The following is a 13,137-nucleotide window of genomic DNA, read 5'->3' on the forward strand; positions in this document are numbered from 1 at the left end:
GTTCTGGTGCGTTGCACAATAGAATAATTGACAAGGAAAGACAAGTGCGCGTCCTTTTGCCCGGCCGCTATTTTCTCAAAGTCTGCATCAATGGAAGCAGGCCGAGCGCACGCCTCGGTTGCCGCAAACGGCGGGCCCGCCAGCAAGGCTGCGTCCGTTCAAGGATAATGTCAGACCATTCACCCGTATCACGCCTCCCCATGAACACCGGCATCCTGTCCGCCGCCCTCGCCTTCCTGTGCTGGGGCCTGTTTCCGTTGTATTTCCACGCCATCGATGAAGTGCCGCCGCTGCAGATCCTCGCGCACCGCATGCTGTGGTCGCTGCTGTTCCTCGTGATCGTGCTCGCCGTGCGCCGCCAGTGGGCCTGGCTGAACCTCGTGCGCCGGCCGCGTGTGTTCGGCAGCTTCGTCGCGTCGGCCCTGCTGCTCAGCGTCAACTGGCTCATCTACATTTGGGCCGTGAACAACGGCCACGTCATCGAGGCCAGCCTCGGCTATTTCATCAATCCGCTCGTCAACATCATGTTCGGCTCGATGCTGCTGAAAGAACGCCTGCGGCGCACGCAATGGATGGCGATCGGCGTGGCGGCGCTGGGCGTCGCCTGGCTGACGTGGCAGGCCGGCAACGTGCCCTGGGTCGCGCTGGCGCTGGCCGTATCGTTCGGCGGCTACGGCCTGCTGCGCAAGACGGCTGCGCTGGGCGCGCTGGAGGGCCTGTCGTTCGAGACGATGGTGCTGTTCCCGCTCGCGGCCGCCTACGTCGTCTGGCTCAGCGTGCACGGCCAGAACACCTTCATCAACACGGACTCGAACACGACGCGCCTGCTGCTCGTCGCGGCCGGGCCGATCACGGCGATCCCGCTGCTGCTGTTCGCGGCGGGCGCGAGAAAAATCCCGCTGTCGATCGTCGGCTTGCTGCAATACATGTCGCCCACCCTGCAATTCCTTCTGGGCGTGTGGCTGTTCCACGAAGCATTTACTGCCGACCGCCTCGTCGGCTTCGTGCTGATCTGGCTTGCACTGGCCCTGTTCGCGGCCGAAGGCTTGCTGAATCGCCCGCAGCGGGTGGCCAAAGAGGCTTGAGCTGGCGCAAACCGGGGTCAGAGCCCGAATTCTGGCAATTTCCTGAAATCGGGCTCTGACCCCGGTGTTTTACAGTATCCTGTCGTCCTTATTTTACGAGATAGAAGTACATTACTAATGGCCAATTACGTCTACACCATGAACCGCGTGGGCAAGATCGTCCCACCGAAACGCCAGATCCTGAAGGACATTTCGCTGTCGTTCTTCCCAGGCGCGAAGATCGGCGTGCTGGGCCTGAACGGCTCGGGCAAATCGACCCTGCTGAAGATCATGGCCGGCATCGACACCGACATCCAGGGCGAAGCGCGCCCGATGCCGGGCCTGAACATCGGCTACCTGCCGCAGGAACCGCAGCTCGATCCGGAAAAAACCGTGCGCCAGGAAGTGGAGAGCGGCCTCGGTGAAGCCTTCGAGGCACAGGCCAAGCTGGAAGCCGTGTACGCGGCCTACGCCGAGGAAGACGCCGATTTCGACGCGCTGGCCAAGGAGCAGGAGCGCCTGGAATCGATCATCGCCGCCTCCGACGGCGGCAACCTGAACCTGCAGCTGGAAATGGCCGCCGACGCGCTGCGCCTGCCGCCGTGGGATGCGAAGATCGGCGTGCTGTCCGGCGGCGAGAAGCGCCGCGTGGCGCTGTGCAAGCTGCTGCTGTCCAAGCCCGACATGCTGCTGCTCGACGAGCCGACCAACCACCTGGACGCCGAATCCGTCGAGTGGCTGGAGCAGTTCCTGCTGCGCTTCCCGGGCACCGTCGTCGGCATCACCCACGACCGCTACTTCCTCGACAACGCCGCCGAATGGATCCTGGAACTGGACCGCGGTCACGGCATCCCCTGGAAGGGCAATTACTCGTCCTGGCTGGAGCAGAAGGAAGCCCGCCTGAAGCAGGAAGAAGCGACGGAATCCGCGCGCCAGAAAGCGCTGGCGAAAGAACTGGAATGGGCGCGCCAGAATCCGAAGGCACGCCAGGCCAAGTCGAAGGCGCGTCTCGCCCGCTTCAACGAACTGTCCGAATACGAATACCAGAAGCGCAACGAGACGCAGGAGATCTTCATCCCCGTCGCGGAACGCCTCGGTAACGAAGTCATCGAGTTCAAGAACGTCTCGAAAGCGTTCGGCGACCGCCTGCTGATCGACAACCTGTCGTTTACCGTGCCGCCGGGCGCGATCGTCGGCATCATCGGCCCGAACGGCGCCGGTAAGTCGACGCTGTTCCGCATGATCGCGGGCATCGAGCAGCCGGACAGCGGCGAAGTCGTCATCGGCAAGACCGCGAAGGTCTCGCTCGTCGACCAGTCGCGCGACAGCCTCGCCGCCAACAAGACCGTGTTCGAAGACGTGTCCGGCGGTGCCGACATGCTGTCCGTCGGCCGCTTCGAGATGCCGTCGCGCGCGTATCTCGGCCGCTTCAACTTCAAGGGCGCGGACCAGCAGAAGCTCGTCGGCAACCTGTCCGGCGGTGAACGCGGCCGCCTGCACCTGGCCAAGACGCTGCTCAAGGGCGGCAACGTGCTGCTGCTGGACGAACCGTCGAACGACCTGGACGTCGAAACCCTGCGCGCGCTGGAAGACGCGCTGCTGGAATTCGCGGGCAGCGTGATGGTCATCTCGCACGACCGCTGGTTCCTCGACCGCATCGCCACCCACATCCTCGCGTTCGAAGGCGAGTCGCAGGTCACCTTCTTCAACGGTAACTACCAGGAGTACGAAGCCGACAAGAAGAAGCGCCTCGGCGAAGAAGGTGCCAAGCCGAAGCGGATCCGCTACAAGCCGCTCACCAGCTAAGCTTACTCCTCCAGAAAGCGCTGGGCATCCAGCGCCGCCATGCACCCGCTGGCGGCGCTGGTGATCGCCTGCCGGTAGACGTGGTCCTGCACGTCGCCGGCCGCGAACACGCCGGGCACGCTCGTGGCGGTCGCCAGGCCGTTGCGTCCCGCGCGCGTCACGATATACCCGTTCTCCATCTCCAGCTGACCCGCGAAGAGGCCCGTATTCGGCCGATGGCCGATGGCCACGAACACGCCGTGCACGGGCAGCACGCGGATGCCGCCGCGCTCGCCGCGCAGGCGCAGCGTGTGCACGCCGGCCGCATCGCCCAGCACCTCGTCCAGCGTGTGGTTCCACAGGACGTCCACCTTGCCCTCTTCCACGCGCGCCAGCAGGCGCTCGACGAGGATCGCTTCCGCGCGCAGGTGGTCGCGGCGGTGCACCACCGTCACCCTGGACGCGATGTTCGACAAATACAGCGCCTCTTCCACGGCCGTGTTGCCGCCGCCGATCACGGCGACGTCCTTCCCGCGATAAAAGAAGCCGTCGCAGGTGGCGCAGGCCGAGACGCCGCGCCCCATGAAGGCCTGCTCCGACGGCAGGCCCAGGTAGCGGGCGGACGCGCCGGTGGCGATGATCAGCGCGTCGCACGTGTACTCGCCCTGGTCGCCGGACAGGCGCAGCGGACGCTCGTGCAGGTGCGCCGTGTGGATGTGGTCGAAGACGATCTGCGTGTCGAAGCGCCGTGCGTGCAATTCGAAGCGGCGCATCAGATCGGGGCCCTGCACGCCGTCCGGGTCGGCGGGCCAGTTTTCGACGTCGGTCGTCGTCATCAGTTGTCCGCCCTGCGCGACGCCGGTGACGAGCAGCGGGTTCAGGTTGGCGCGCGCCGCGTACACGGCGGCGGAATAGCCTGCCGGGCCGGAACCCAGGATCAGGACCTTGGCATGTTTTTTCATGATGTCAGGAGGCAAGGTGGCGGGACAGGTGCTCGGCGAACCGTTCGGGCGCCATGAACCCGATGACGCGGCTCTCCGGCACTTCCTTGCCCTGCTTGAACAGGATGATGCCGGGTGGCCCGAACAGGCCGAATTTCTTCATCAGCGCGCGGTCTTCATCGTTGTTGGCGGTGACGTCGACCTGCAGCAGGCGCACCTGCTTCATCTGCGCTTCCACCTTCGGTTCGGAGAAAGTAAAACGCTCCATCTCCTTGCACGACACGCACCAGTCGGCATAAAAGTCCAGCATCACGGGCGTGGGGGACGACGCGAGCACCTGATCCAGTTCGGCCAGCGTGCGGATGCGCTCGAACTTCTGTTCCTTGCCCTCGGCCGCGGCGGCGACCTGCGTGCCGCGCAGGTGCGCCAGCGGCTGCAGCACGTCCTGGCCCGCGCTGGCGGCGCCCACCAGTTCGAACAGGCCGCCCGTCAGCAGCACGAGGCCCAGCGTCTTGCCGGCATAGCGGCCCAGGCCCGCACCGGCGGCGATGGGTTCGAACACGCGCAGGAACACGGCGCACAGCACGGCGAACGCGCCCCACAGCAGCATCGCGACGGTGACCGGGAACACGGGCGTTACCATCCAGATCGCGACCGCCAGCAGCAGCAGGCCGAACACGCGCTTGACGTGGTTCATCCACGCGCCGGCGCGCGGCAGCAGGCTGCCCGCCGAGACGCCTGTCAGCAGCAGCGGCACGCTCATCCCGGCCGCCATCGAGAACAGCGCCCAGCCGCCCGTCCACACGTTTTTCGTCTGGCTGATGTACAGCAGTGCACCCGCCAGCGGACCGGCCACGCATGGCCCCACGATCAGTGCGGACAAGGCGCCCATCACGAACACGCCGGCGAACCGCCCGCCGCTCATGCTGCCGCTCGTCGTGCTCAAGCGGCTTTGCAGGCTGCTGGGCAGCTGCAGCTGGTAGACGTCGAACATCGACAGCGCCAGCAGCACGAGCAGCGCGCCGAACGTCAGCAGCACCCACGGCTTCTGCAGCGCGCCGGCGAGACCTTCACCGGCCAGGCCCGCCGCGACGCCGAGCGCCGTGTAGACGAGCGCCATGCCCAGGCTGTACGCCAGCGCGAGGATAAAACCTTTACTGCGCGAGACGTTGCCCTCGCCGACGATGATCGACGACAGGATCGGCACCATCGGCAGCACGCACGGCGTGAACGACAGCAGCAGGCCGAACGCGAGGAACGCGAGGCCGATGCGCCAGGCGCTGCCTGATTGCAGCGTGCGCTGGGCCAGCGAGCTGTCGTCTTCGTGCACTGGCGGCGGAGCGATCACGGCGTCGGCAGCGACAGGCTTCAATGCGCCCGGCGCCGCCGGGTCCACCGCGAACGCGACTTCGGCGGGCGGATAGCACAGGCCCGCATCCGCGCAGCCCTGGTAGCCCACGCGCAGCACGAACGGTGCTTTCGCATCCGCTTTCACCGGCAGGTCCGCTGCAAGCTGCCCCGCATAGGTTTCCATCTCCTTGTTGAAATTGCTGTCGAACTTGCGCACACCGTCCGGCAACGCGGGCTGGCCGACCTGCGGCGCCGTGAACACGAGGCGGTCGCGGTACAGGTGGTAGCCGGGCGCGATGGCCCAGGTGACGTGCACGATGCCGCCTGCGCGCAGTTCGGCGCTCGGCTTGAACGCCTGTTCGGGCGGCAGGAAGTCGTCGGCGGCAAGCGCCGGCCGGCCCAGCGTACTGGCCAGCAGGACCAGCGCGGCCATCCATCGAAAGAGCTGCTTCATGATGCGTAATCTCCTGAAATACTGTGGTGATGCGCTTGTCCCGTGCCGTCGATGGCGAAGTACGCGAGCCCGCTGGCGGCGAGGAAGGACAGGCCGTCGTCCTCTTTCAGCATGGCGATGGTCGACACGCTGCCGCCCAGGACGGCCAGCGGCGCCAGCACGCTCACCGAGCGCCAATGCGACACGGGCATCCCGGTGCGCGGGTTCAATACGTGGCAATAGCGCTTGCCGTCGACGTCGAAAAACCGTTCGTAGTCGCCGCTCGTCGTCAGCGCACCGTGGCTCACGGCGATGCTGGCGATAGTGCCATCGGCCTTGCGCGGGTCCTGGATGCCGATGCTCCACAGGCGTCCATCGGGTTGCGGGCCGATGAAGCGCATGTCGCCGCCGAGGTTCACGTAGCCGTGCCGCACGCCCCGTTCCTGCAGCAGCGCGCAGGCGCGGTCGGCCGCGTATTCCTTGCCGAAGCCGCCGAAGTCGATCTCCATGCCGGCGCGCGGCAGGAAGACGGCGCCGTCTTCACGCTGCACGGCCGTCCAGTCCACCAGCGCCAGCAGCGGCGCCAGTTCGCGGGCGTGCGGCACGCGCGGCTGGCGGAAGTCCCAGGCGCGGCGCAGCACGCCGGACGTGATGTCGAACAGTCCGCCGCTCGCGCGGTGCAGGTGATCGGCGTAGTCGAGCAGCTGCGCCGTCTCTGCGTCACACTCCACGCGGTAGCGGCCCGCCGCGGCGTTGATGCGGCTGACGATACTGTCGGCACGGTAGCGCGAGTACGTGCGCTCGATGCGCCGCACTTCGGCGATCGCCGCGAGGGCCAGTTCTTCCGCCGCATGTCCGTCCGGCGCGGCCAGCCTGATTTCACAACGGCTGGCCATCGCATCGAACGGAAAGCGGACCACCGCGTCTACCATCGCCGCGTCAATCCGACCTGGAAGATGCGGGCGTGCAGCGGCGCGAGGCCCGGACTACCGTCGTGGAACAAACGCCAGTTGCCGCGCTGCTCATAGCCTTCGACCTTGACGTCGACCGTCCACAGCTTGCCGATCTCGCGCTGGACCTTCAGCCCCGCCGTGACGGCGCCGAACCCGGACAGGCGCTGGTCCGGCGACGACAGGCGGCTCGGATCCGCACTCGCAAAGCCGGGTGGGAACGGCGGGCCGAGCGTGCCGTCGTACACGGGGTCGTAGTAGAAGTAAGCTGCGCTCTGCGTGTAGAGGCGCAGTTCCGGCACGATGCTCCATCCGCCGCCGAGCGGCTGCACGTATTCTCCGGACAGCGTGTGCGCGCGGATGCGGAACGAGTCGCTGTAGTAGCGGTAGGACAGGCGCGACGTGCCACCCGTGCTGTCGACGTAGTGATTCCAGCGCAGCAGCGCCGTGTTCTGGCGGCGCGAACGGGGCCGGTTATCGAACAATTTATACGGATCGTTGAAGTAACCGTCACCGTTCGTGCGCGTGAACGTGATTTGTCCGATGTCGTTCGGCGTCAGCACGCGCGTCACGCCCGCGAGGACGCTGACCGTGCGCTTGTGCTCATCGACGACGACGTGATTCACCGGATCGATGCGGTCGCGACTGCCTGCGACGCCGAACGCCCACGTCGTGTTGTTGTCCTCGCTGGACACCGTGCCGTTCAACGACAGCGCGCGCGACACGTAATCGTGCTCCGTCGAATACGCGGCGCCGGCCGTCAGCGTACCGCGCCGGAAGTAGCGCGTGACGGCGACATCGCCCGCCTTTCTCTCGTCCTGCATGTGCGAGGCGCCGGAGACCGCCGTGTGGTAGCGCGGCGAGGCGCCGGACACGTCGTCGGCCGTCAGCGTGCCTTCGATGGACCAGTCGCTCGCAACGGGCGCCGTCACCGCGATCGACGGCGAATGGGCACGAATGCGATCGAGGCCGCTCTGGCGGTCGGCGTAGTCGAGATAGCGCAGGCTGATGCTGCCGCCCTGCGGCGGCTCGTCCGCCAGCGCCTGCACGCCGGGCAGCAGCAGCGCGGCGGCGAGCAGCGAGGCCGCCAGGTCCTGGGGAGCTTGCTTGGATGTCGTCATGGAGTCTCCTCAATTACAGCCGCAGCCGCCGCCACCCACGCCCGCGCCGCCGGATGCGGCTTCGCGGCTCGTGTAAATGTGATCGGCATACCGCGCTTCGAGCTTGTCGCCGCCGAACGTCATCTCCGGCTTCGCCAACTTGCCTTTTTCCCACGGCTGCACGGTGGCGCATCCGGCTTGCGCCAGCAGCGCCGGCGCAATCAGCAAATAGAAAAAGCGCGCCTTCATTGCGCACCTCCCAGGGCTTTCTTGATCACCTGTTCGAGCGCCGCGCGGTCGGCCTCCTTGAAGCCCGCGTGCTCATATAAAACCTTGCCGTCCGGTCCGATCAGGACGCTGCTCGGCATACCCTTGATGCCGTAGGCGCGCGGCGTGGCGCCGGCCGGGTCGAACGCGATCGCGAAGCGGGCCGGCGTCTCGGCGAGGAAGCGGCGCGCGTCGTCCGTCTTCGCGTCGAGGTTCACGCCGACGACCTGCAGTCCGCGCGCGCCGTACTTCGCCTGCATCTCGTTCATCCACGGGAAGGACTGGCGGCACGGGCCGCACCACGAGGCCCAGAAATCCACGTACACGAGCTTGCCCTGGTACTTCGCCAGCTGCACCGTGCCGTCCTTGCCCGGCAGCTCGAACACCGGCGCCGCGGCGCCCTTGTCGAGTGCGGAGGCGGTCGACGCCTCCAGTGCGGCGGCCAGCACGACCGCCATGCGCAATACGCGCGTCGTCCGGATGCCCATCATTTCACCTCCTTCTTGCCGAAACGACGCCATCCCAGCACGCCGAACGACAGCACGACCAGCAGCGCGAGCATCGGATCGTTGCCATCCTTGATCGAGGAGCAGCCGCCGCCACCGGCGTTCTGCGGCGCCTGCACGGTCTGCACGTTGCCCTTGCCGGTCAGCGCGACGTTCCACGCGCCGCCGCCGTCGGCCGTCACTGCGAGGCTGCCGGCGGCATCGCCCGCACCCACCGGCGTGAAGCGCACGACGAGGTCGCAGCTCGCGCCCGGCTGCAGGGTGAACGGCACGGCCGCGCAGGCGCCCGTATCCGCCTGCAACGCGTACGGGCCGGTGAACGTGGCGGCCGTCACGGTGGCCGCGTTGGCGCCGGTATTGGCCAGCGTGATGCGGTGCGTGGGCGAGGTGCCGTTGACGTCGGCCGCGCCGAAGTCGAAGGATTGCGGGTTCACGGTCAGCATCGGCACGGGCACGGCGACGCCAGTGCCACCGAGTGCGACCGTGAACTGGTTGCCCGCGTCCGTCATCAGGACGAGGGTCGCGGCGCGCTGGCCGGCGGCCGTCGGTTTGAAGCCGACGTCGATCGTGCAGCTGGCCGACGCCGCAACCGACACGTTGGTGGCGCAGGTGCCGCCGAGGACGAAGTCGGACGCCTGCGCGCCATCCAGCACGAGCGATGCGACCTTCAGCGCGGCCGTGCCGCCGTTCGACAGGGTGATCGTGTGGGTCGCGGCGCTCTTGCCGACCTGCGTATCCGCGAAGGCGACGGGGCCCGCTTCCGACAGCGCCGGTTTCGCCGCCGGCGCCGTGGTGCCGGTACCGCTGATCGACACCTGCAGCGGCGCCGCATTCGACGTCACGGCCAGCGTGGCCGCGGCGGTGCCGGATGCCGTCGGCGCGAAGGCCAGGGTCACGGTGCAGTTGGCGCCGACATCCAGGGTCGTGCCGCACGTTTTGCTCGCGATGGTGACGGTGGATGCGCCCGAGACGGCGACGCCGTTCAAGGTGAGCGCCACGTTGCCCGTGTTGGCGAGGGTGACGGTCTGCGTCGCGGCCGGCGCCCCGATCGTCTGCGTGCCGAACGCCACAGCCGATGGATTGGCCTTGACGGCCGGTGCGGGCGCGGCGACGGTGCCGGACAATGCCACGGTCACGGCGCCGTTCGACGCGTTCGAGCCCAGCGACAGGTTGCCGCTGAACGCGCCGTTCGTCGACGAATTCGCGGTCACGGTCACGGTGCAACTGCCGCCGGCCGGGACGGCCGTGCCGGTCGCGCACGTGCCGCCCAGCGTGAACACGCCCGCGTTGGCGCCGCCGACGGCGATGCTGGAGAAGGTCAGCGCGGCCTGGCCCGTGTTGTTGACGGTGATGCTCTTCGCGGGCGACGCGACGCCGGCGACGAGGGCGCCGAAGTCGATCGCATTGGCCGACAGCGCGACGGTCGCCTGCGCGACGGCGTTGCCGGTACCGGAGAGGGCCACGGTGCTGGAGCCGCCCGTCGCGTTGTGCGCGATGACGAGCGATGCGCCGCGTGCGCCGGAGACGGTGGGTTTGAAGGTGACCTGCACGGTGCAGTTGGCGCCCGCCGCCAGCGACGTGCCGTTGGCGCAGGTGCCGCCGCTGATGGCGTAGTCGCCCGCGGCCGCGCCGGACAGGGTCAACGTACCCACGTTCAGGGCTGCGTTGCCCGTGTTGGACAAGGTGGTGGCGAGCGGCGATGCCGACTGGCCGATGGTGCTGGCCGCAAAGCTCAGCGAGGCCGGATTGACGGCAGCCGCCGGTGCGGCGGTCACGGTCGGGTTGCCGATGAAGGCGGCGAGGTCCGCGATTTCCGCCGTCGTGAATTTGCCGTTGAACAGCGTGCCCATGCCGCCCTTGTTGGCGCTGAAGGCGCTGCTGATCACGCTCGGGTTATTCGCCGCGGCGAGGATGCCGTTGACGTTGGCGGCGGGTGACGGCCCGTGGCACGACGCGCAGGACGTGCCGCCGCTGGTCGGCCCGTTCAGGTACAGGTTCTTGCCGTTCAGTGCATCGGCCGCGTGCACGGCCGGGACGAACGCAAGGACGGCGAGAACGGTATAAACACTTCTTTGCAGCCCGGTCATAGTGACTCCCAGATTCGTTCAAAGGGCACAGCCACCAAGGGCCAGTGCATTCATCCCGCAGTGCGCCAGCGCGCACCAGCGCCAGTCGCGGACGCGCTGGTAGAGCAGCGCCAGCGCCAGTCCCGGTGGCAGCACGAGCGCCGCCGCGTGCCAGCCGGCGCCCACATGCAGCAGCGCGAACGCGGCCGCCGACAAAGCTACCGGTATCGGTACCGATGCAAACGCCGCGCGCCGGATCAGCCACTCCTGCAAGCCGGCACGCACCACCCACTCCTCCAGCACGGGCGCCAGCAACAGCAGTCGCGCCAGGGCGGCGGCGTCGGGCGCAACGAGCTGGCCGGTGCAGACCAGGTGCTGGGACAGCAGGGCAATGGGTGGCATATCAGGTTGTTACTGCGGAAATCGTCCGGTTAATACCGGCCGTTGTGAAAAGGTTCAGTCCGTTTGAAAAAAAAATTCGCTGGACGAACCAATGAGCACCATTGCGGTGTCAAAACGCCATGTTTGCCACTTCCGCCACACGGTTTAATGCGCGGAAATGGATCGTCGTCAAAGAGACATCGTGGGTAGAATCGTTGTGGTTGAGGCTCTTCAACTCGTGCGCGTTTGCGCCAGATCGACACGGCATGGCTGCGCCGCTTGGCAGACTACGTTCATGACACATTACCGCGACAACCGGGTCCCGGGCGGGACCTTTTTCTTTACGGTGCGCTTGTTGGATCGAGACAGCACCTTACTTACGGACCATTTCTCGGCTTTCGGCGAAGCGATGCGCCAGGCGCGCATCCGCAAACCGTTCCACGTCGATGCCTGGGTCGTGCTGCCGAACCACGCGCACGCCATCTGGACCCTGCCGCCGGGCGACCACGACTGCGCGTCGCGCTGGCGCGCCGTCAAGATCGCCTTTTCCAAGGCCTTGCATAAAGCCTGCCTGCCGGGCGGCGCCAAGGGCAAGGGCGATGGCGGCACGGGCGACGGCGCCATCTGGGAACGTCACTATCGCGACTACCGCGTGGGCGACGACGAGGAATACGCCAGCCTCGTCGACTACGTGCACGGCAACCCGATGCGCCATGGCCTCTGCCAACAGCCATCGGAATGGCCGTGGTCGTCGCTGCACCGTTTTATTTCGGCCGGATTCACGCCGCCCGCGCTGCCGCTGGCGCTGCCGCCGTGGATGCGGCCGGCAGGCCAGCCCGGGCACATCGCACGTCCGTAGCGGGCGAAAAAAAAGGCCTGCATGTGCAGGCCTTTCTACCTTGGGAGTAAAGCTGGAGACGCTTAGAAGCTGTAGCGCGCACCCACGGTCCAAGCGTCGGCCTTGGCGCCGAAATCCTTGCTCTTGCCGTAGCGCTCGTACTCTGCGGTCAGGGCAACCTGCTGGTTCAGGTTGTACTGCACGCCGACCGCGCCGTAGGCACCGGTATCGGTGTTCTTCATGTTCAGCGCGGCGGTTTCCAGCTTGCGCTCGCTGTGCTGCAGGCCCAGCTTGCCGTACACGGAGAACTGGTCGTTGACCGGGTAGTTGTACTTGCCGGCGACATAGTAGCTGTTGCCCTTGGTGCGGCCGCTGCCGTTGACGCCGTTGGCGGTGTAGTTGAAATCCGAGTTGCGGAAGTCGGTATAGCCGGCTTCGACGCCCCAGTTCTGGTCGAATTCATAGCCGCCGAAGATCTTGCCCGAGGCCTTGTAGCCGTCGCTGTCGAAATTCGTCAGGCCGCCGACCGAGGAATTCACGTGGTCCGCCGTGGCGATGCCGACGCCGACGTAGGCGCGCGGTTGGGTCTGGGTGGTCTGGGCTTGGGCCGCGCCGACGGCGGCAGTGGTGGCGATCAGTGCAACGATGAGCTTTTTCATGTTACGGATTCCCTTTGCGTTGTTTGACTGGTTCGCGATTCGATCGTGAATCGTGATGTGGTCAAGATAGCACCGCGAATTGGTGAAGTCCGTGCAGAACTCGTAAGACTTGTAATCGAATGTAACTTAATGACCCTAAATTCAGTAGTGCTTTAACGAAAATTGGGCAGAGATAACAACGATTTAGCTCACGTAACGAAAAGTTAGATTGATGCGTGGTCCAACCAGTTTGGCCGTCTTGTTGATGCCGTGCTGCCAGTTCGCCTGCAGGTTCCCCGCCATCAACAGCAGGCTGCCATCCGTCAGGTCCAGTTTGACGGTGCGTTTGCTGCGCTTGTGGCGCAGGATGAATGTGCGGGAGGCGCCGTAGCTGAGCGAGGCGATGACCGGCTGCGGTCCCAGTTCCGGCTCGTCGTCGCTGTGCATGCCCATGCTGTCCGCGCCGTCGCGGTAGTGATTCAGCAGGACGCTGTTGTAGCGCCGTCCCGTCGCCTGCTCGACCGCGGCGCGCAGTGTTTCCAGCAGCGGTGTCAGCGGCAGCGGATGCAGGGTCAGGCCGGAATAGGTATAGCCGGCTTCGCCATACCAGGCCGTCAGGCGGGGTTGCAGATAGCGCTTGCCATACACGACGACGGTGTCGGCACGCCATGATGTCTCGGCAAGCAGGCGCGCCAGGATCTCGGCATTGCCGATCGGTATAGGAAGCTGGGCCAGCATGGACAACTCGCCATCCTCGATCGGGATGGGGATCAAATCCATGCTTGTGGAAAACAAATCCATTCGACAATATTGCTATG

The 13,137-nt window shown here is 66.3% G+C and carries 13 protein-coding genes; 3 read left to right on the forward strand and 10 right to left on the reverse strand.

All coding sequences use genetic code 11. The features are described 5' to 3' along the window. The first annotated feature begins 200 nt into the window (after positions 1-200). Together rarD and ettA are read left to right on the forward strand one after the other, a co-directional pair. A complete protein-coding gene (gene rarD / locus ACEN9G_RS12420; RefSeq protein WP_413340277.1) occupies positions 201-1,085 on the forward strand; it encodes an EamA family transporter RarD in 885 nt (294 codons plus the stop codon). A 117-nt stretch (positions 1,086-1,202) separates the two neighbouring features. Next, the gene (gene ettA / locus ACEN9G_RS12425; protein WP_056133951.1) at positions 1,203-2,870 is read left to right on the forward strand and encodes an energy-dependent translational throttle protein EttA; all 1,668 of its coding nucleotides are present in this window, start codon (positions 1,203-1,205) and stop codon (positions 2,868-2,870) included. 2 nt (positions 2,871-2,872) lie between these two features. On the opposite strand, the gene trxB is transcribed toward ettA, so the two are convergent. From trxB to mrtJ, 8 genes are read right to left on the reverse strand one after another with little or no spacing between them, the layout of a single operon-like run. Further along, positions 2,873-3,811: a thioredoxin-disulfide reductase gene (gene trxB / locus ACEN9G_RS12430; protein ID WP_413340279.1), complete on the reverse strand. Its 939-nt coding sequence runs from the start codon at positions 3,809-3,811 to the stop codon at positions 2,873-2,875. Between the two features lie 4 nt (positions 3,812-3,815). Then, positions 3,816-5,594 carry a protein-disulfide reductase DsbD gene (gene dsbD, locus ACEN9G_RS12435; RefSeq protein ID WP_413340281.1) on the reverse strand — a complete coding sequence of 593 codons (1,779 nt, stop codon included), beginning with the start codon at positions 5,592-5,594 and terminating at the stop codon, positions 3,816-3,818. Next, positions 5,591-6,505 (reverse strand): FAD:protein FMN transferase, encoded by a 915-nt coding sequence (locus ACEN9G_RS12440; protein WP_483126686.1) that lies wholly within the window; start codon positions 6,503-6,505, stop codon positions 5,591-5,593. Before ACEN9G_RS12440 ends, dsbD begins: the two co-directional genes overlap by 4 nt. Continuing rightward, positions 6,499-7,644: a DUF3570 domain-containing protein gene (locus ACEN9G_RS12445; protein WP_413340284.1), complete on the reverse strand. Its 1,146-nt coding sequence runs from the start codon at positions 7,642-7,644 to the stop codon at positions 6,499-6,501. Before ACEN9G_RS12445 ends, ACEN9G_RS12440 begins: the two co-directional genes overlap by 7 nt. Before the next feature lie 9 nt (positions 7,645-7,653). Continuing rightward, positions 7,654-7,872, reverse strand: a complete 219-nt coding sequence (locus ACEN9G_RS12450; RefSeq protein WP_413340286.1) for a DUF4266 domain-containing protein — start codon at positions 7,870-7,872, stop codon at positions 7,654-7,656. Further along, positions 7,869-8,381 (reverse strand): TlpA family protein disulfide reductase, encoded by a 513-nt coding sequence (locus tag ACEN9G_RS12455; RefSeq protein WP_413340288.1) that lies wholly within the window; start codon positions 8,379-8,381, stop codon positions 7,869-7,871. Before ACEN9G_RS12455 ends, ACEN9G_RS12450 begins: the two co-directional genes overlap by 4 nt. After that, positions 8,378-10,483 carry a choice-of-anchor D domain-containing protein gene (locus ACEN9G_RS12460; RefSeq protein WP_483126687.1) on the reverse strand — a complete coding sequence of 702 codons (2,106 nt, stop codon included), beginning with the start codon at positions 10,481-10,483 and terminating at the stop codon, positions 8,378-8,380. Before ACEN9G_RS12460 ends, ACEN9G_RS12455 begins: the two co-directional genes overlap by 4 nt. A gap of 18 nt (positions 10,484-10,501) precedes the next feature. Beyond that, positions 10,502-10,864: a JDVT-CTERM system glutamic-type intramembrane protease MrtJ gene (gene mrtJ / locus ACEN9G_RS12465; protein ID WP_413337011.1), complete on the reverse strand. Its 363-nt coding sequence runs from the start codon at positions 10,862-10,864 to the stop codon at positions 10,502-10,504. A 325-nt stretch (positions 10,865-11,189) separates the two neighbouring features. Between mrtJ and ACEN9G_RS12470 the strand changes: the two genes are divergently transcribed. Next, positions 11,190-11,702 carry an REP-associated tyrosine transposase gene (locus ACEN9G_RS12470; protein WP_495605555.1) on the forward strand — a complete coding sequence of 171 codons (513 nt, stop codon included), beginning with the start codon at positions 11,190-11,192 and terminating at the stop codon, positions 11,700-11,702. Positions 11,703-11,764: 62 nt separating this feature from the next. Here the strand turns inward: ACEN9G_RS12470 and ACEN9G_RS12475 are convergent, their stop codons facing one another. After that, a complete protein-coding gene (locus tag ACEN9G_RS12475; protein ID WP_413337009.1) occupies positions 11,765-12,340 on the reverse strand; it encodes a porin family protein in 576 nt (191 codons plus the stop codon). A gap of 183 nt (positions 12,341-12,523) precedes the next feature. Then, positions 12,524-13,099: an alpha-ketoglutarate-dependent dioxygenase AlkB family protein gene (locus ACEN9G_RS12480; protein WP_413337008.1), complete on the reverse strand. Its 576-nt coding sequence runs from the start codon at positions 13,097-13,099 to the stop codon at positions 12,524-12,526. Between the last annotated feature and the right edge of the window lie 38 nt (positions 13,100-13,137).

The organism is Massilia sp. Masssp94 (genome assembly GCF_059491305.1).

What these genes read in the sequence shown, in the direction of transcription:
- rarD (WP_413340277.1), top strand. Translation starts at nt 201, where the DNA reads ATGAACACCGGCATCCTGTCCGCCGCCCTCGCCTTCCTGTGCTGGGGC.
- ettA (WP_056133951.1), top strand. Translation starts at nt 1,203, where the DNA reads ATGGCCAATTACGTCTACACCATGAACCGCGTGGGCAAGATCGTCCCA.
- trxB (WP_413340279.1), bottom strand. Translation starts at nt 3,811, where the DNA reads ATGAAAAAACATGCCAAGGTCCTGATCCTGGGTTCCGGCCCGGCAGGC.
- dsbD (WP_413340281.1), bottom strand. Translation starts at nt 5,594, where the DNA reads ATGAAGCAGCTCTTTCGATGGATGGCCGCGCTGGTCCTGCTGGCCAGT.
- ACEN9G_RS12440 (WP_483126686.1), bottom strand. Translation starts at nt 6,505, where the DNA reads ATGGTAGACGCGGTGGTCCGCTTTCCGTTCGATGCGATGGCCAGCCGT.
- ACEN9G_RS12445 (WP_413340284.1), bottom strand. Translation starts at nt 7,644, where the DNA reads ATGACGACATCCAAGCAAGCTCCCCAGGACCTGGCGGCCTCGCTGCTC.
- ACEN9G_RS12450 (WP_413340286.1), bottom strand. Translation starts at nt 7,872, where the DNA reads ATGAAGGCGCGCTTTTTCTATTTGCTGATTGCGCCGGCGCTGCTGGCG.
- ACEN9G_RS12455 (WP_413340288.1), bottom strand. Translation starts at nt 8,381, where the DNA reads ATGATGGGCATCCGGACGACGCGCGTATTGCGCATGGCGGTCGTGCTG.
- ACEN9G_RS12460 (WP_483126687.1), bottom strand. Translation starts at nt 10,483, where the DNA reads ATGACCGGGCTGCAAAGAAGTGTTTATACCGTTCTCGCCGTCCTTGCG.
- mrtJ (WP_413337011.1), bottom strand. Translation starts at nt 10,864, where the DNA reads ATGCCACCCATTGCCCTGCTGTCCCAGCACCTGGTCTGCACCGGCCAG.
- ACEN9G_RS12475 (WP_413337009.1), bottom strand. Translation starts at nt 12,340, where the DNA reads ATGAAAAAGCTCATCGTTGCACTGATCGCCACCACTGCCGCCGTCGGC.
- ACEN9G_RS12480 (WP_413337008.1), bottom strand. Translation starts at nt 13,099, where the DNA reads ATGGATTTGATCCCCATCCCGATCGAGGATGGCGAGTTGTCCATGCTG.